Origin of the sequence: Knoellia flava TL1 (genome assembly GCF_000768675.1) — a bacterium.
In the GTDB taxonomy this organism is placed as follows: domain Bacteria; phylum Actinomycetota; class Actinomycetes; order Actinomycetales; family Dermatophilaceae; genus Knoellia; species Knoellia flava.
This window is the reverse complement of sequence record NZ_AVPI01000056.1, coordinates 14,752-31,457: the sequence shown is the minus strand read 5'-3', so window position 1 is coordinate 31,457 and position 16,706 is coordinate 14,752. Positions and strand designations below refer to the sequence as shown.

Sequence of the window (16,706 nt, the reverse complement as noted above, 5' to 3'; positions counted from 1 at the left end):
TAACCATCCCCGGTCGGGTGTCCGCTGTGACCCATGACCCGCGTTGGACGGCTGAGATCGAGGTGAGACCCGTGACCCTGAGCATCCTCATGCTCAACTGGCGCGACATGGACCACCCCGAGGCCGGCGGAGCCGAGAAGTACCTCGTCACCGTCGCCCGGGGCCTGGCGGCGAAGGGTCACCACGTCATCTTCCGGACCGCCGGCTACCCCGGCGGGCTGCCGGACGAGGTCGTCGATGGCATCCACTACATCCGCCGCGGCGGGCGCTTCGACATCTATGCGCGCTCGGTGGTCGCGCACCTCGTCCGGCGCTACGACGTCGACGTCGTCATCGATGTGCAGAACGGCGTGCCCTACCTCAGCCCGCTCACCTCGCGCCGCCCCGTCGTCAACCTCGTCCACCACGTGCACAAGGAGCAGTGGCCGGTGCTCTTCGGACCGCGCCTGAGCCACGCCGGCTGGTGGCTGGAGTCGAGGCTCGCCCCGGTCGTCTACCGCCGCACGCCCTATGTCGCGGTGAGCGACTCGACCCGGCGCGAGCTCGTGGGCCTCGGCATCGACGCCGAGCGCATCGAGGTCATCCACAACGGCACCGACGCCGTACCCCTCGACGACACGCCCCGCTCGCTCAACCCGTCAGTCGTCGTCCTCGGCCGCCTCGTGCCGCAGAAGCGGGTCGAGATCGCCATGCGGGCGGTCGCCGAGTTCGCCCACGAGCACCCCGACATCACCCTCGACGTCGTCGGGTCTGGCTGGTCGCTCCCCCACCTCGAGCAGGAGGCCCGCGACCTCGGCATCGAGAAGCACGTGACCTTCCACGGCCACGTGTCCGAGGCGGAGAAGCACGACCTGCTCGCCCGGGCGTGGGTGCACGTCATGCCCAGCCTCAAGGAGGGCTGGGGCCTCGTCGTCGTCGAGGCCGGGGTCCACGGCACTCCGACGGTCGCGTTCGCCGAGGCGGGCGGTCCGACCGACTCGATCGTCCACGACCGCACCGGCCTGCTCGTCGACGGCGGCCAGGAGGAGTTCACCGCGGCGATGCGCTCACTCCTCGACGACGACGAGCTACGGGCACGGATGAGCGCCGAGGTCGCGACCTGGGTGCGCCAGTTCCACTGGGACGAGACGGTCGACCGGTGGGAGCAGCTGCTCCGGCGCACGGTCGACGAGCACCGCGCCTGACCCGAGCCGTGCGAGCCCTCGCCGGCCTCACGCGCCGGCTCCGCGGCGCACGGGCGCGCGAAGAAGCCCCGTGCGGCGGTCCGCATCGGGGCTTCAGGATGTCGGCGCGAGGCCGAGCCGCGTCACGGGGCGTCGTAGATGACGACAGCCTCGCTCTTGGCGGGCGCGTTGGCGTCGGGCGAGATGGCCGAGACTCCACCGATGATGGTGAAGAGGGCGAGGACCGCGCCGGTGATGACCGATCCGATCGCAGCGAGAGCAGGCGTCATGGGCGCGAGCGTAGCAGACCGGTCGGTAACTTCCTGGCGATCTCGGGCGCGGCGCGGCGTGCCACGAGTAGCAGGGCCGTGAGAAGCGTCACGCCCCAGCCCACGAGGACGGCGCCGCTGGGCTCCGTCGCCTCCGGCACCCCCGGTCCCGTCGTCGAGCCGGTGTCGACGACGAGGAGCGACGGCCGGTCGACGACGACCCGCCCCGACGCGCGCAGCGCCTGCGTGTCGACGTCCTGCGCTCCGCCGAGCTCTGCGGCGACATAGCGGACACCCTCGACCGCGAGCGCCTGCACGGGAGCGACCCCGTCACGGATGCGCTCCGAGACGGCCGCCGCCCGCGGGCTCTCCCCCGCCACCGTGCCCGAGCGGAGCGGGAGCGAGTCGTCGAAGAGGACGACCCGGTCGACCATCCGGGGGGCGAGGGTGAGCGAGACCCGGCTGTCGTTCCACGCGTAGCGGCGGTACTGGCTCCAGGGCAGGAGCCCCACGTCTCCGGGCGGCAGGGTCGAGACCTCGGAGAGGCCGGCCCGGTAGTCGTCGGGCACGGTCACGGCGTCGAGGCGACCCCCGATCCCCCAGACGAGCTGCGGCGAGAGGACGAGCGGGAGCCCGACGAGGAGCCCGAGCACGGGTCCGACGAGCCCGGCCGGCACGAGCCGCACCGCGCGGTCGGTGAGGACACCGAGCCCGGTCGCGGCAAGGACGACCCAGACGGCGAGAAGCTTCTGGCTGTCGCGGAGCAGGCCGCCGCCGGGCAGCCGTGTCACGACGGCCTCCCACACACCCTCGGCCGGACCGCCGAGGCTGAGCAGGAGCAGCGCCCAGCAGACGACGACCGGGACCGCGAGCAGCACCCCCGGCCGGCCACGGCCACGCCACCCCACGACCACTGCGGCGGCGACCCCCGCGGTGGCGAGCAGCGCGGAGGTGAGGGCGATGAGGACCTGGGCACGGGGTTCGGGGTGCGCGCCGGTGTTCCAGAACCCGCCGCCACCGAGGAGCGACACGACGACACCGAGCGGACCGTCGGCGACGGGGGCGAAGGCCCGCACCCCGGCCGTGTCCGCCACCGGCGACGCCGTCAGCGCCGGCAGCGCCCACGCGGCGGCCAGCCCGAGGCACATGACGACCGCGGCCCCAGCGGCGGCGAGGACCCTGCGGGACCGAACCACCACCGCACCCGACACGAGCACGGCCAGCACCGTTCCGCCGACGAGGAGAAGGGAGTTGCCACCGCCGACGGCCGCGCACACGAGGGCGGGCGCGACGGCATACGGGCTCGTGCCGTGCCGGACCACGCGCAGGGCCGCGCGCATCCCCCACGGCAGCGCGGCGAGACCGAGGACGACGGCCCACTGGCCGACCGCGAGGCGCTCGGAGACGAAGGGGTTCCAGACGGCGGCGACGGCGGCGGCGACGAGCCCTGCGACACCCACGCGCGGCAGGAGCTCGTCGAGCAGCGCGCAGGTCCCGAGCGCGAGCCCGACGAGGATCGTGAGGAGCACGAGGTGCTGGGCGAGCGAGGCCCCGACGACCTTGCCGAGGAGGACGACGACGGCGTCGCTGGGCACGGCGCGCGGGGCGGGGGTGTCGAGCCCGAGGACGAACGGCGTCCAGCGCGGGTCGGGCGACCACGCCATGTCGTGCGTGACGGCCACGCCACCGCCGAGCGCGGGACCGAGGACGAGCAGCGCCTGGACCACCGCCACGACCACCGGCACCACCACGCGCGGGGACGGCACGTCCCACCGGCGCGAGGTCATGACGACGAAGCCTAGAGGCAGGACGAGCCACCGTCGTGCATGTTTGAATGGCGCCCGTGGCCGCCACGAGTCCCGAGATCCTCGCCGACGCATCCTCCGGGACCCGCGCCGGTCGGCGGCGCTCCGGGGCAGCCGGCCACGTCGACGGACTCACCGGGCTCCGCGGGTTCGCGGCGCTCATCGTCGTCCTCGTCCACGGGTCCGGGCTCACGACCTTCCCCTGGCTCGGCCTCCACGGCTACGGCCCGATCGCGCTCTTCGTCCTCTCCGGCTTCCTGCTCATCCAGCCGTGGTCGCGATGGATCGTCGGCGTCTCCGACAAGCCGTCGGTGTCGACCTTCGCGCGGCGGCGCGTGTGGCGCATCTTCCCGGCCTACCTCGTCGTCCTCGTCGTCACCGCCCTCGTCCTGCCCGGCTCTCGGCCCCTCGAGGCCGACGGCTGGTTCCGCGCCCTCACCCTGACGAACACGTTCAGCTCCGACGGGCTGCGCCACGGCATGGAGCACACGTGGAGCCTCGGGACCGAGCTCTCGTGGTACGTCGCAGTGCCGCTCATCGCCGTCGCCGTCGCGACCGCGTCACGGGTGCGCGGGCTGTCGCACCCCGTCCGGCCCATGATCGCCGCGGTCGTCGTGGCCTTCCTCGTGGCGGCGGCGTGGAGGTACCACATCTTCTTCCGGGTCGAGGACTTCGGACAGATGATCACCTTCCCGCTCTGGCTGCCGGCGTTCATCATCTGCTTCATGCTCGGCGCCCTCGTCGCGCACCTCATGATCGTCGAGCACCACGGCCTCGGGAGCATGCGGTCGCTGCGCTGGTTCGCCTCGCACCAGTGGCTCGTCGTCGTCGTCGCTGTCGTCCTCGGCCTCGTCGGCAACTCGCAGCTGGGCGGACCGTGGACCTTCCAGCCGGCGACGTTCACCGAGGTGACGATCCGGACCGCGGCCTGCACGCTGCTCGCGCTCGTGCTGCTCGTCGGGGTGGCCGTCGGCAAGGACGACTCGATCCTCAACCGCTTCTTCTCGATGCGCTGGCTCGTCGCCACGGGTCGCTGGTCCTACGGCATCTACCTCTGGCACATGCCCGCGATGCTGCTCATCGCCAACGAGCTGTCGATCCAGCCCGGTGTGGGCGGGCTCGTCATCTGGCTGGGGATCCTCCTCGCCGTGGCCATCCCGCTCGGCGCCCTCACCTACCACTTCGTCGAGCGGCCGGCCATCGCGTGGAGCAAGGGCGTCCCGCTCAGCCAGCGCTGACGGACGCGGCTCGTCGGCGGACGCCGGTCGTCGGCGGCAGCTCAGCAGCCCTCGTGCCGCCTGCCCGCAGGCGGGGTCGGCCACTCCCCCTCCGGTGCGGTGGCGACGTAGAGCAACCCCGAGGCGAGCGGCAGGGCCGTGCGCGACACGAACCGGTCGAAGCGGTCGATCGGCTTCGGGAAGAAGGCGGGGACCCCCTCGCGCCGGCGCACCGTGTAGCCATAGCGCTCGAGGATCTCGGTGAGCGCCCGGAAGGTGAAGACCTTGAGGTGGCCCTGGACCTGGTTGCCCTGCCCGAGGACGCGGTGCCGGCGGCCGAGGGCGACCTCGCTGCTCGTCTCCGTCCCGAGCGGCTGCACGCCGAAGGGGACGAGGACGCGGTTGGCCCACGAGACCATGTTGGGCGTCGAGACGACGAGGGTGCCGCCGGGGACCAGGACCCGGCGGATCTCGCGCAGGAAGTGGTCGGGGTCGGGCACGTGCTCGATGATCTCCCCCGCGACGACGCACTCGAACGAGGCGTCCTCGAAGGGCAGGCGCTGCGTCACGTCCCCGCGGGCGTAGCCGAACCGGTCGCTCTCGACGTCGTCGTAGACGTCCATCCCCGTGAGCCCGGTGAGCCCCGCGTCGGCCAGCCGGTCGAGGAGGAACCCACGGCCGCAGCCGATGTCGAGCAGCGAGCGCGGTCGCAGCCCGGTGACGAGCTCGATGATCCGAGCGAGGCGCGGGTCGACACGCGAGATGTAGGTGACGTTGCCCCGGTAGTACTCCTCGAAGCTCATGAGCCGTCCTTCTCGTGCCTGCCGTGGATCGTGGTCGGGCCGCCGGACCCATGCGGGGGCTCCGCCGGCGCACCCGGCGTCGTCGGGTCGCCGGTCGGAGCGTATGCCGTCCCGTCCCGTTCCGGCGCTGGCTCCCCGCTCGCGGTCGCACCGGTCGCGGTCGCATCGGTCGCGGACGGGACCGCCTCGACGTCGTCCTCGGTCCTCGACCGACGGGGGCCGATGGCGGCCGAGACGTAGCCGGCGCCGACCATCGCGAGGACCGACAGCGCCATGACCCCGATCGCGAGCGTCTTGTCGCGGTCGGCGAGCTGGCCGCAGAGGCTCTTCGAGATGACGTCGTTCGCCGGCGCCAGCGGAGTGCCGCACCGGATGAGCGTGCCGTCGGCGCCCGAGCCGGCGATGATCGCGAAGAGCGAACCCACCGCGAGGGTGATCGCCGGCACCGCGACGAGCGCCGCGATCGCCGTGCCGGGCAGCCATGCGGCGCCACGCAGCCGGGGCAGGACGAGCTCGCTCAGGAGGAGCAGCACCCCCGCGGCGACCGCGAGGCACACGGCGACGACCTTGGCACCGCCGATGAAGTCACGGCAGACGAAGTCCGCGAGCTCGTCGGTCGTCGGCGTGGCCGGCGACCCGCAGCCCACGGGCACGAGGTTGCGGCCGAGCGAGTTCACCGGGGTGACCCAGACGAGGATCGCGGCTCCGAGCAGCGCCGCAGCTGCGACGCGGACGAGCCTCAGGACCCACACCTGCGGGGAGTCGGACGGGTTCATGCGATGTCACTTTCTCGGGGGACGACCTCGACGCAGGCGGCGAGGAAGAGGGTCCAGACGGCGAGCCCACCGAGCTGGTGGGCGAGCAGGTTGTCGTTGAGACGCACGGACGGCGGGAAGAGCGGCAGCGAGGACCCGAGGAACCACACGACCGGCACCGCCACGACCAGCGCGGCCGCTGCCGTGGCGAGGATGCGGCGGCCGGGCCACACGAGCCGGTCTGCGACGAGCAGCAGGACGGCCGCCACGGCGGCGACCCAGCCGACGGTGGCCCAGACGGCGGCGCCGGCGAGCAGCCACAGTGGCGCCTCCCACGGCGAGGCTCGCCTCGCGGCGGAGCGTCCCGGGGTCGGCCGGGGCGTCGTCGTCGTCATCGGGTCGCCCTCCTTCGTCGACGGGCCCGCGCGGTCCCCGCCCTCGGCCCGTCGGACCTCGGCCGCGACCCGAGGAGCAGGACCGCGAGGCAGCCGAGGAGCGCCGCACCGCTCACGAGCCACGCTGCGAGCGCGACGCGCGAGGGTGCGAACGAGATCGAGACGACGTCGCCCGGGGCGGCGTTGACCCGCCACCCGGCGGCGAAGCCGTCGACGACGAGCGGTGCGCCGAGGTCCTCGCCCCGGACCGAGGCGGTCCACCGGTCGTCGAACGACTGGCCCGAAGAGACGAGGCAGGGGGAGCACCCCGAGGTGAGCCGGAGGTCCATCGACGCGGAGCCGTGCCGGACGACCTCGAAGGTCGGGGCCGCGACCTGCGCCGGTGGCGTGCCCGCCGAGCTCAGCCGGAGGTCGTCGATCGCGAGTGCGGGGATGCCCGCCAGCCGGTGCCGCCCCTCCCCGAGGGCCAGACCTGCGCCGCACGCCTCGAACGGGACGGCCTTGCCGTCCAACAGGTAGGGGAAGCCCTCGCGCAGGTCGGCCTCGAGCGGGCGACCGTCGACGGTGCCGACCTGGACGCAGCCCTCGGGAGGTGAGGGTGCGGTGTCCTTGCGCGGCAGGCCGATGTCGGTGACGCGGACGAACCCGACGCCCGTGCGCTCCGTGAGCAGGATGCGCACCCGGCCTGCCTCGACCGTCTCGGGAAGCGTGATCCGCGAGGTTCCCTTCTCGAGCGAGACCTCGATCGGCTCGCCGTCGTCGACCGAGACGAGGGCCTTCGTGGCATGACTGGCCGAGTCCTGGGTGAAGGTGAAGGACGAGAGCCGACGCTTCGGGAAGTCGAGCGAGATCCACTCCCCCACGACCGGCTCGTTGGGAACCCACGCCGAGGACAGGTCCGGGTCGCCGCCGTCGTCGTCGAAGGCCATGGCGGCGCGGGCGTTCGGGTTCCCGAAGATCCGCGAACTCGACTGCGCCACGACGTCGTCGGACAGCCCGGCGAACTCGTCGATCTCGGCGTCGGTGACACCGCCCGAGAGCCGGACCGTGCCCGTCGCCTCGAAGCGTCGCTCGTCGGGCAGGGTGAACTCGCGCTCGAGACGGGGCTCCTCGGTCGTGAGGCCGTCTGCGTCACCGGTGCTGCGCCGGAGGATGACGTCGATCGGGACCTCGGCGAGGTCGACCCCGGCGGCGTCCGCGGCCGCGGCCAACCTGCGCGGGAGCCGCGTGGGCAGCGAGGCCGCACGGTCGACCGTCACCCCGGGAACCACGATCTCGGAGAAGCCCACGGGGCTGCCACCCGCGCCCTCGACGCCGGTCACCTCGACGGTCAGACGGGACACCGGGCGCTCGCTCACCTCGGTCGTCACCGGGAAGGTGTTCCACTCGGTGAAGGACACGTCCTTGGTGACCGTCTCCCCCTCGACCTCCGCGGTGAGGCGCACGGAGGTGATGCGCGAGGTCCCGCCCTGCATCGGGGCGAGCGTGACGAGGGGCATCGCGAGAGCACTGCGCGGAGTGATGACCACCGCGTTGCCCACGCCCGTGCCGAAGTTGCCGAACCGCCACCCGGTCGTGCGGTCGCCGTCGAAGGCCTGCGTCACGTCGCCGAAGGCGTGCGGGCCGAAGAGGAGCCCCTGCCCCCGAGTCTCGACGCGGGCGCTCCCGCGGACGACGGCGACGGTCTGGTCCGCCGTCGAGAAGAGGGCGCGGGTCGCCTCCGGGTCGACCGAGCCGGGCAGCAGCGGGCCCGCGACCGCGGGGTCGTGGTTGCTCCACTCCCGACGGCCGTTACTGTCCGTGAGCACGACCCGTGACTCGTCGCGCAGGGCCTCGGCGAGCTGCTCGTCGGTGAGAGCGCCGGCGAGCAGGAGCCCGGGGCGGTCCTCGAGCAGCCCCGCGGACTGCAGGCTGGGCAGCGCGGTGCCCGCCCCGTCGACGACGAGCGAGCCGGAGGCGGGTCGCACCGCCGCCGACGTGCGGGGCAGGTCCCCGACCACCGGGCGGACGACGGCCGGGGCCTGGGCACCGTGCGCCACCTCGGCCGGACCGAACGCCTCGCCGGGTGCGAGGCCGGGGTCCTCGGCGAGCTGCTGCTCGACGCGGGCGCCCGTCGTCCCGACCCCGCGGACGTCGTAACGGCCGACGACGTCACCGGCGCCGATGTAGGCCGCGAGCGTCGAGACCGCACCCTGCGGCAGCGTCCCCTGGTAGAGACGGCGGTCGACCTCGGCAAGCAGGTTGGCGGCGTACTCGCCACCCGACGGGGACGCGCTGCGGAAGGCAAAGGGGCGACGGAAGAGGGAGGGGCCGATCTCGTCGGGTCCGGTGTAGCCCCACGAGTAGGCCGGCACACCGGTGCCCGGCACCATGAGGACGCGGCTGTCCCCGGGACGGGCGTTGACGGCGTCGGCGGCCTCGTCCCAGTAGGAGGGCACGTCCATGCGCACCCAGAAGAGGTCTCCACTCATCGCCGGGGCCACCGCACCCGCGACGAGCGCCGCGGCGGTCCACCCGGCGACCCACCTGGCCGTGACGTGGGAGAGCAAGGGCACGATCGCTGCCGCGGCAAGAGCGACGAGGACGGCGAGCCCGAGCTCCAGCACCGCGCCGGCCTTGTTGGTCGTGCGGAAGGCGATGAGCCCGGGCACGCTCTCGAGGGCGGCGCCGACCGCCCGGCCCCATGCGCTCTTGTCGTCGTTGGGGAACGTCCCGACCATGACGAGCGCGCCGACGAGGACGCTCGTGGCACCGAAGAGGCGCGCCGGCGAGCGCGACAGCCGCACGCCGAGCCCCGCGAGGACGGGTGCGGCGAACGTGAGCAGGATGACGACCGGACCGAGGACGTAGGAGAGGCGGCCGGGGTCGAACGGACCGTCGGCGTCGGCGCCGTAGAGCGTCCACATCCCGAGGCCTCGCAGCACCTCCGGGAACGAGTTGACCGTGTTGATCGCCTCGGTCGACTCGGTCGCCTCGGCGATCGCCGTCCCGACGCCGAGGGCCGAGATGGCGGGGACGACCCAGTAGGCCGAGAGGACGGCATACACGAGGCCGGTGCGCACGACGAGCCAGGCGACCGGGGCGAACCGGTGCCCCTCGACGACGAGGGCGTGGACGAGCACGGGCACGAGGACGACGAGCTGGAGCAGCGGCACGACGCCGGCGTTGAGGCCGCTCATGCCGGCGAGGACGAGGGCTGCGGCGCACGCCCAGCGCCAGGACGGGGCGCGGAAGCCACGGAGCCAGCAGAGCACGAGCCACGGCAGGAGGGCGTAGGGAAGCAGCGTCGGTGTCGTGCCGCCGCCGACGACGACGTAGGGGTTGGCGGCGTAGGCCACGGCGGCTGCGACCCCCGCCACCGCGCGGGCGGAGTCGCCGAGCGCGACCCCGCCGACGCCGCGGCCACCGCGCCCACCGCGCCCGGCGCGCCCGCCGGAGCCACCGGACACGAGCTCTCGCACGACGAGCCGCGCACCCCACGCGGCGGTGACGAGCAGGGCGATCCGCCAGAGCCGCATGATGACCCACGCCGGGACGCCGACGAGCTCGAAGAGCGAGAAGAGAGCGGCCACCGGGACCACGCCGGTGTTGTAGTTCGACGTGCCGAGGTTGGGCGTGTCGAGCCACGCCGAGGCGAAGCGAGCCGCCGTCTGCGAGGGCTGGAGGAAGATCTCGGGCTTGGTGTCTGGCGTGAGGACGCCGAAGTCGCTGGCGAAGACGACGACGGCAAGGACGACGGCGAGGAGCGCGAGCACCCGAGTCTCGGTGGGCACCGATGCGAGACGCGCCCCCGGGTCGCGCGACCGTGTGCTCTTCACGTCACTCCATCGTCAGGCCTACCAGCGGGTACTAATGTAACTGCCGATGAAACTCGACGACCTGCGACGCAACTGGGACGGGCTCGGCAGGGTCGACCCCCTCTGGGCCATCCTTGCCTACCCCGAGCGGCACCGCGGCGGGTGGGAAGGTCACGAGGACGACTTCTTCGCCACGGGCCGTGAGGCCGTCGACGAGGTCATGGCGATGCTGGACCGCGTCGGAGCCACGCCGGCGGCGATGGACCGCGCGATGGACTTCGGGTGCGGCGCCGGTCGGCTCACCCAGGGCTTGGCCGGGCACCTCGAGCGCGTCGACGGGGTCGACATCGCGGCGTCGATGATCGAGCTCGCGCGCCGGCACAACCGCGCCGGCGACCGCGTGACCTACCACCTCAACGAGTCGAGCGACCTCTCGCTCTTCGACGACGACACCTTCGACCTCGTGCTGAGCATCATCGTCCTCCAGCACATCCCCAATGGGCTCAAGACCGGCTACCTCGAGGAGTTCGTCCGCGTCCTGCGGCCCGGCGGCGTCGCGGCGTTCACCGTCCCCAGCCACGGCGACTGGAGCATCGAGGGCATCGTGCGCCGCCTGCCGAACTCGTGGCAGAACGTCTACCGCCGCCGTCGCTACGGCTACGACGAGGTCATGGAGTTCCACCCGCTCAAGCGGTCCAGGGTCGAGGCGGTTCTGCGCGCCGCGGGTGCCGAGGTGGTCCACGTCGAGCGCGAGTTCATGGCCGGACCCCGCTACACGTCCTTCATGTACGTCGTCCGCAAGCCTGCCGTCACGGAGCCGTGAGCGACGCGACGCCGCAGCCCGCGGGGGCACCGACCCCGGTCGTCGCACCGAGGCGGCGAGGCGTGGGCGCGGGTGTCGTCGGCGCGGGAACGCTCGTCGCCAACGTCTTCGGCTACGCGCTCTTCCTCGTCCTCAACCGCGAGCTCGGCGCCGACGAGCTCGGCGCGGTCGCGTCCCTGCTCAATCTCGTCGTCATCGCCGGTGTCGCCGCGCTCTCGACACAGCTCGTCAGCGCCTGGCGGGTCGCGCTCCACCGTCCGGACGCCCACGCGACCGCGCTGCGCACCGGCGCCGTCGTCGGCCTCGTCGTCACCGGCGCCGTCCTCGTGCTCACCCCGGTCGTCACCCCCCTGCTCCACCTCGACGGCCCACTCCCGGTCCTGCTCGTCGCGGCGTCGATGGTGCCGACCTGCGTCACCTCGGCCGTCCAGGGCACGCTCCAGGGCGGTGAGCGCTTCGTCGCCCTCGGGACGCTGTATGCCGTCGTGTCGATCCTGCGCACCGCCGGCGGTGCCGTCGCCGCATGGCTCGGCTGGGGCGTCACCGGGGTCATGGCCCTCACCGCGCTGGCGGCATGGGTCGTCGCCGCCGGGGCGGTGGTCCTCGTGCGTGGCCACCTCCGCCGCAGCCTCGACCCGGCCGTCCCCACGCAGGTGCGCCGCGTCCTTGCCGGTATGGCCGGCACGTCCGCGCTCCTCGTCGCGTCGACCATCGACACCCCCGTCGCCCGCCACGTCCTGCCCGGTGAGGACTCAGGCGCGTATGCCGTCCTCAGCCTCTTCGCGAAGGCCGCCTTCTGGGGACCTGCCTTCCTCGTCACCGTCCTCTACGCGGGCATGTCACGGGCACGGGGCGCACGACCCCTCCTGCTGGCTCTCGCGGGGACCGGCGCCATCGTCGCGGTCGGGGTGACCTTCTCGGCCGTGCTGTCGGGGCCGCTCGTGCGGATCGTCGGCGGCGTCGGCTACGAGCACCTCGCCGGGCTCGTGCCCGTCTTCACGGCGCTCGGGGGCGCGTGGGCGCTGTCCCAGGTCCTCGTCTTCTGGGGCGCCGCCCGAGGGCGTCACCTCGTCGGCTACCTCGTGTGGTCGGCGGTCGGTCTCGCGACCGTCGCCGTGGTGGGCTGGCGCAACGCCACCGTGGGTGAGGTGGCGACGACCTTCCTCACGGCCTCCGTGGTCGTCGCCGTGGTCGGCACCCTCGCGAGCCTGCCGCGTCGCGCGACGGCCGAGCGTCCGGACGTCTCCCCGGTCACCAGCGCTTGACGCCACGCCCTCCGGACCGCTCGTCGTCGGGTCCGAGGTCGACACGTGGCGCGACGGCCGTGCCCACCGTGGCGCCGACGACGAGGGCGAGGAGGAGGCCGACCATCGGGCGCCGGTCGGTGGGGATGAGGTCCCACACGGCCATCGTCGTGAGGACGAGCAGGACGAGCCAGACGAACCCGGCGCTCATGGGCGCGCTGCCCGGGTCCGGTCGACGGCGCCACGTCATCGCGAGCGTCACGGCGGTGAACCCGAAGACCGCCGCCGTGAGGAGCAGCCTCGGCACGATGCCACGCTCGCTCTCGTAGCGCGCCACCGACGCGAGAAGGCTCGCGACCAGCGTGATGACGCCGATGGTGGCGTTGACCGCCCTCGTGATCGGCATGGCGCGCTCCGTCCGGTCGCCGGTCGATGGCGCCGAACGCCCTTCGCGGTCGCCGGAGCCGATGAGCGCACACTACGACCGCTCGGCGCGGCACGACCGCGGATCGACGAAGGTGGCTCGGGCCGCGCGAGGGCTCAGTGCGCGGCGTCGTGCCAGCTGCGGCCGAGACCGACGCTGACGTCGAGCGGGACGTCCATCTCGATGGCGTTGCCCATCTCGCGGCGCACGAGGGCCTCGACGTCCTCTCGCTCGCCCTGGGCGATCTCGAGGACGAGCTCGTCGTGGACCTGGAGCAGCATGCGCGACTTCGCGCCGGACTCGTGCAGTGCCTTGTCGACACCCATCATCGCGAGCTTGATGATGTCGGCCGCCGAGCCCTGGATCGGGGCGTTGAGCGCCATCCGCTCGGCACCCTCACGGCGCTGTCGGTTGTCGCTCGTGAGGTCGGGCAGGTAGCGGCGACGGCCGAGCATGGTCGCGGTGTAGCCGGTGGCGCGCGCCTCGGCCACGACCTCGCGGAGGTAGTCGCGCACCCCGCCGAAGCGGGCGAAGTACTCGTCCATGAGTCCCTGCGCCTCGCCGGTCGAGATCGTCAGCTGCTTCGAGAGGCCGAAGGCGGACAGCCCGTAGGCGAGGCCGTAGCTCATCGCCTTGACCTTGGCGCGCATCTCGGTCGTGACGTCCTCCGGTGCGACCGAGAAGACCCGCGCCCCGACGAACCGGTGCAGGTCCTCGCCGGTGCGGAAGGCCTCGATGAGGCCCTCGTCGCCGGAGAGGTGGGCCATGATCCGCATCTCGATCTGGCTGTAGTCGGCACTCATGAGCGACTCGTAGCCCTCGCCGACGACGAAGACGTCGCGGATGCGACGGCCTTCCTCGGTGCGGATCGGGACGTTCTGAAGGTTCGGGTCTGTCGAGCTCAGCCGCCCCGTCGCGGCGATCGTCTGGATGTAGGTCGTGTGGATCCGCTGGTCCTCGGCCACCGACTTGATGAGGCCCTCGACGGTGATCCGCAGACGCGTGGCGTCGCGGTGGCGCAGCAGCGCCTCGAGGAAGGGGTGCTCGGTCTTGACGAAGAGGTCGTTGAGCGCATCTGCGTCGGTCGTGTAGCCGGTCTTGGTCCGCCGCGTCTTGGGCAGGCCGAGCGTCTCGAAGAGCACGGTCTGGAGCTGCTTGGGTGAGCCGAGGTTGATCTCGTCGCCGCCGATGGCGTCGTAGGCGTCGAGCTGGGCCTCGCGCACCTTGGCGGCGAAGTCGGCCTCCAGCGCGCTCAGGGCGTCGCTGTCGACCGCGATGCCGGTGCGCTCCATCGACGCGAGGATCTCGACGAGCGGCAGCTCGAGGTCGCGGAGGAGCTCGGTGCCACCGGTGGACTCGAGCTGCTCGGCCAGCGGCACCGAGAGGTCGAGCACGGCGCGGGCGCGGACCATGGCGTCCTGGCCGACGACCTCGTCCTCGGTGCCGAGGTCGAGCATCCCCTGACCGCCGGCCGGGGCCTCCGCCTTGAGCTCGCGGCCGAGGTGGCGGACGACGAGGTCGGCGAGGTCGAAGCTGCGCTGGTCGGGCTTGACCAGGTAGGCCGCGAGGGCGGTGTCCATCGCAACGCCACGGACCGGCATACCGCGCGCGGCCAGCGCGTGCGACTGACCCTTGAGGTCGTGGAGGACCTTGGGTCGGGACGCGTCGGCGAGCCAGTCGGCGAGCGCCTTCTCGCCGGTCTCGTCGAGCTCGGCGACGTCGACGTAGGCCGCGGCGTTGCCGGCGGTGGCGAGACCGATCGCGATGACGTCGCCGGTCCCCCGGCCCCAGGAGCCGACGACGTGGACGCCGGTCGGCTCGGACCCGATGGCGTGCTCGTCGAGCCAGGCCTGGACGTCGGCGGAGGTGAGCACCGACGCGTCGAGGTCGAATCCGCCCTCGGCCTCGTCGGGTGCGGCGTCGAAGGTCTCGAAGAGCCGCTCTCGCAGCACGCGGAACTCGAGGCCGTCGAAGACCTTGTGGACCTCCTCGCGGTCCCACGTGGCGCGCTCGAGGTCGGCGATCGTCACCGGCAGGGTGAGGTCTCGCACGAGCTGGTTGAGGCGCCGGTTGCGCAGGACGCCGCTGAGGTGCTCACGCAGCGACTCCCCCGCCTTGCCCTTGATCTCGTCGGCGTGGGCGACGACTCCGGCGAGGTCGCCGTAGAGGCCGAGCCACTTCGCGGCCGTCTTGGGGCCGACCCCCGGCACGCCGGGGAGGTTGTCGCTCGTCTCGCCGACGAGGGCGGCGAGGTCGCTGTAGCGCTCCGGCGGCACGAGGTACTTCTCCTCGACGGCCTTGGGGTCCATCCGCCAGACGTCCGAGACGCCGCGGACGGGGTAGATGAGGGAGACCTTGTCGGTGACGAGCTGGAAGGCGTCGCGGTCGCCCGTGCAGATGACGACCTCCATGCCCTCGGCCTCGGCCATCGTCGTGAGGGTGGCAATGACGTCGTCGGCCTCGAAGCCGTCGACCTCGACGTGCTTGATGCGCAGGGCGTCGAGGACCTCGCGCACGAGCGCCACCTGGCCCTGGAACTCGCTCGGGGTGCTCGACCGGGTCGCCTTGTAGTCGGCGTACTCCTCGGAGCGGAACGTCTGGCGGGACACGTCGAACGCGACCGCCACGTGCGTGGGCGCCTCGTCACGCAGGACGTTGATGAGCATCGAGGTGAACCCGTAGACGCCGTTGGTGTGCTGGCCCGTGCTCGTCGAGAAGTTCTCCACCGGCAACGCGAAGAACGCGCGGTAGGCAAGGGAATGACCGTCGAGGAGAAGGAGGCGACTCACACGTGGCAGCCTATGGCCAGCCCCCGACAGCAGAGAAGGCGACCACTCATGAGCAGCGCGCACCCGGACGTCATGGCCCTCGTCGAGCAGATGAAGGCGCTCAACCCGACGTCCCTCCTCCACCGCATGGGCATCGAGGTCACCGAGGCGGCACCTGACCGGCTCGTCGCGACGATGCCCGTCGAGGGCAACACCCAGCCCTACGGACTGCTCCACGGCGGCGCGTCGGTCGTTCTCGCGGAGACGCTCGGCTCCATCGGCTCGGCCATCCACGCCGGCCCCGACCGCATCGTCGTCGGGACCGACATCAACGCCACCCACCACCGCGCCGCGCGCAGCGGCCTCGTCACCGGCGTGGCCACGCCGATCTCGCTCGGCAACACCCTGTGCTCGTGGGAGGTCGTCGTCACCGACGAGGACGGCCGACGCGTCTGCACGTCGCGGATCACGTGCCTCGTCCGCGAGGCCCCTCCCGGCGCCTGACCTCTTCTTGCCAGTTCCAGCGGGCCGGTCCGTCAGGACCACGGAGCGCTGGAACTGGCAAGAAGTCGTGCTGCTTCAGCTGGCGCGCGACTCCGCGCGCAGCGAGCGCCGACGGCGGATGAGGTGCTCGACCGCCGAACCCACCCCGCCCTGGGGTGAGAGGCGGCGGCGCAGGGCCCCCGTCCCGACGACGCGGCGGACGATGACCGACGAGAACCCCAGCCGGGCGAAGAAGCGGTGCGCCTCGCGGCTCTGGGTCGGCACGTTGCTCACGATGACCTCGGAACCGGCGCGCTCGGCGTGGCCGACGACGGCGCAGAGGAGCGAGCGGGCCACACCGTGGCGGCGGGCCGACGGGTCGACGTAGAGCTGCTCGACCGCGATCTCGGGCTCGGGGCTGAGGCCGAAGGGGTTCTCCGACGTCATGACGTAGCCGACGGGCCGGCCGTCGAGGCGGGCCACGTGGGCACACACCTCGGGGCGCTCGAGGGCGGCGACGAAGCGACCGTCGTTGGCGAAGCGCGTCGCCACCTCCAGGGGCACACCGGCGTCGACCTTGGCCGCCAGCCAGAGCCCCACCAGGTCGTCGAGGTCGTCCCTGCGCACGGCAGACACCTCGACCATGTTGCGCGCCACTGGCGCCTCCTCGACTGCACAGCCCCCTGCGCAATGACATCCCGACATTACGGGGCGGTAGGTCCGCGCGGAAGGCCTTGGCGGGAATTCGTCCGACGAATCG

General features: G+C 72.7%; 14 protein-coding genes. 5 read left to right on the top strand and 9 right to left on the bottom strand.

The features are described 5' to 3' along the window. The first annotated feature begins 71 nt into the window (after nt 1-71). The gene (locus tag N798_RS14220; RefSeq protein WP_229708277.1) at nt 72-1,184 is read left to right on the top strand and encodes a glycosyltransferase family 4 protein; all 1,113 of its coding nucleotides are present in this window, start codon (nt 72-74) and stop codon (nt 1,182-1,184) included. A gap of 122 nt (nt 1,185-1,306) precedes the next feature. Here the strand turns inward: N798_RS14220 and N798_RS18195 are convergent, their stop codons facing one another. Together N798_RS18195 and N798_RS14215 are read right to left on the bottom strand one after the other, a co-directional pair. Further along, complete coding sequence (locus tag N798_RS18195; protein WP_156971752.1) at nt 1,307-1,453, bottom strand: hypothetical protein; 147 nt, start codon at nt 1,451-1,453, stop codon at nt 1,307-1,309. Beyond that, complete coding sequence (locus N798_RS14215; RefSeq protein WP_035949596.1) at nt 1,450-3,219, bottom strand: hypothetical protein; 1,770 nt, start codon at nt 3,217-3,219, stop codon at nt 1,450-1,452. The genes N798_RS18195 and N798_RS14215 overlap by 4 nt, the downstream gene beginning before the upstream one ends. A gap of 56 nt (nt 3,220-3,275) precedes the next feature. Between N798_RS14215 and N798_RS14210 the strand changes: the two genes are divergently transcribed. Further along, on the top strand, nt 3,276-4,475 hold the full coding sequence (locus N798_RS14210; RefSeq protein ID WP_188450336.1) for an acyltransferase family protein: 1,200 nt from the start codon (nt 3,276-3,278) through the stop codon (nt 4,473-4,475). Nucleotides 4,476-4,516: 41 nt separating this feature from the next. Here N798_RS14210 and N798_RS18465 read toward each other — a convergent pair whose 3' ends face one another. Genes N798_RS18465 through N798_RS14190 form a run of 4 tightly spaced genes read right to left on the bottom strand, consistent with a single transcriptional unit; the run spans nt 4,517 to nt 10,225 of the window. Further along, the gene (locus N798_RS18465) at nt 4,517-5,257 is read right to left on the bottom strand and encodes a class I SAM-dependent methyltransferase (protein WP_052117378.1); all 741 of its coding nucleotides are present in this window, start codon (nt 5,255-5,257) and stop codon (nt 4,517-4,519) included. Beyond that, nucleotides 5,254-6,033 (bottom strand): hypothetical protein, encoded by a 780-nt coding sequence (locus N798_RS18460; protein WP_035949591.1) that lies wholly within the window; start codon nt 6,031-6,033, stop codon nt 5,254-5,256. The genes N798_RS18465 and N798_RS18460 overlap by 4 nt, the downstream gene beginning before the upstream one ends. Beyond that, a complete protein-coding gene (locus N798_RS14195; RefSeq protein ID WP_035949589.1) occupies nt 6,030-6,407 on the bottom strand; it encodes a hypothetical protein in 378 nt (125 codons plus the stop codon). Before N798_RS14195 ends, N798_RS18460 begins: the two co-directional genes overlap by 4 nt. Next, entirely contained in the window at nt 6,404-10,225 is a 3,822-nt protein-coding gene (locus tag N798_RS14190) for an alpha-(1->3)-arabinofuranosyltransferase domain-containing protein (RefSeq protein ID WP_035949585.1), read from the bottom strand. The genes N798_RS14195 and N798_RS14190 overlap by 4 nt, the downstream gene beginning before the upstream one ends. Nucleotides 10,226-10,271: 46 nt before the next feature. On the opposite strand from N798_RS14190, the gene N798_RS14185 reads away from it, so the two are divergent. Both N798_RS14185 and N798_RS14180 read left to right on the top strand, forming a co-directional pair. After that, nucleotides 10,272-11,027, top strand: a complete 756-nt coding sequence (locus N798_RS14185) for a class I SAM-dependent methyltransferase (RefSeq protein WP_052117377.1) — start codon at nt 10,272-10,274, stop codon at nt 11,025-11,027. A 62-nt stretch (nt 11,028-11,089) separates the two neighbouring features. Beyond that, entirely contained in the window at nt 11,090-12,292 is a 1,203-nt protein-coding gene (locus N798_RS14180) for an MATE family efflux transporter (RefSeq protein ID WP_156971751.1), read from the top strand. Here N798_RS14180 and N798_RS14175 read toward each other — a convergent pair. Beyond that, on the bottom strand, nt 12,279-12,677 hold the full coding sequence (locus N798_RS14175; RefSeq protein ID WP_035949581.1) for a hypothetical protein: 399 nt from the start codon (nt 12,675-12,677) through the stop codon (nt 12,279-12,281). The two genes, N798_RS14180 and N798_RS14175, sit on opposite strands and share 14 nt — an antisense overlap. Before the next feature lie 134 nt (nt 12,678-12,811). Further along, on the bottom strand, nt 12,812-15,484 hold the full coding sequence (gene polA, locus N798_RS14170) for a DNA polymerase I (protein WP_035949578.1): 2,673 nt from the start codon (nt 15,482-15,484) through the stop codon (nt 12,812-12,814). 72 nt (nt 15,485-15,556) lie between these two features. Here polA and N798_RS14165 point away from each other — a divergent pair, with 72 nt between their 5' ends. Continuing rightward, a complete protein-coding gene (locus N798_RS14165) occupies nt 15,557-15,967 on the top strand; it encodes a hotdog fold thioesterase (protein WP_371870447.1) in 411 nt (136 codons plus the stop codon). 75 nt (nt 15,968-16,042) lie between these two features. On the opposite strand, the gene N798_RS14160 is transcribed toward N798_RS14165, so the two are convergent. Then, entirely contained in the window at nt 16,043-16,603 is a 561-nt protein-coding gene (locus tag N798_RS14160) for a GNAT family N-acetyltransferase (protein ID WP_052117376.1), read from the bottom strand. Nucleotides 16,604-16,706 lie beyond the last annotated feature (103 nt).

Bases quoted from the DNA above. Each gene is read 5' to 3' on its own strand.
- N798_RS18195 (WP_156971752.1), bottom strand. From the start codon at position 1,453: ATGACGCCTGCTCTCGCTGCGATCGGATCGGTCATCACCGGCGCGGTC.
- N798_RS14215 (WP_035949596.1), bottom strand. From the start codon at position 3,219: ATGACCTCGCGCCGGTGGGACGTGCCGTCCCCGCGCGTGGTGGTGCCG.
- N798_RS18465 (WP_052117378.1), bottom strand. From the start codon at position 5,257: ATGAGCTTCGAGGAGTACTACCGGGGCAACGTCACCTACATCTCGCGT.
- N798_RS18460 (WP_035949591.1), bottom strand. From the start codon at position 6,033: ATGAACCCGTCCGACTCCCCGCAGGTGTGGGTCCTGAGGCTCGTCCGC.
- N798_RS14195 (WP_035949589.1), bottom strand. From the start codon at position 6,407: ATGACGACGACGACGCCCCGGCCGACCCCGGGACGCTCCGCCGCGAGG.
- N798_RS14185 (WP_052117377.1), top strand. From the start codon at position 10,272: ATGAAACTCGACGACCTGCGACGCAACTGGGACGGGCTCGGCAGGGTC.
- N798_RS14175 (WP_035949581.1), bottom strand. From the start codon at position 12,677: ATGCCGATCACGAGGGCGGTCAACGCCACCATCGGCGTCATCACGCTG.
- N798_RS14165 (WP_371870447.1), top strand. From the start codon at position 15,557: ATGGCCCTCGTCGAGCAGATGAAGGCGCTCAACCCGACGTCCCTCCTC.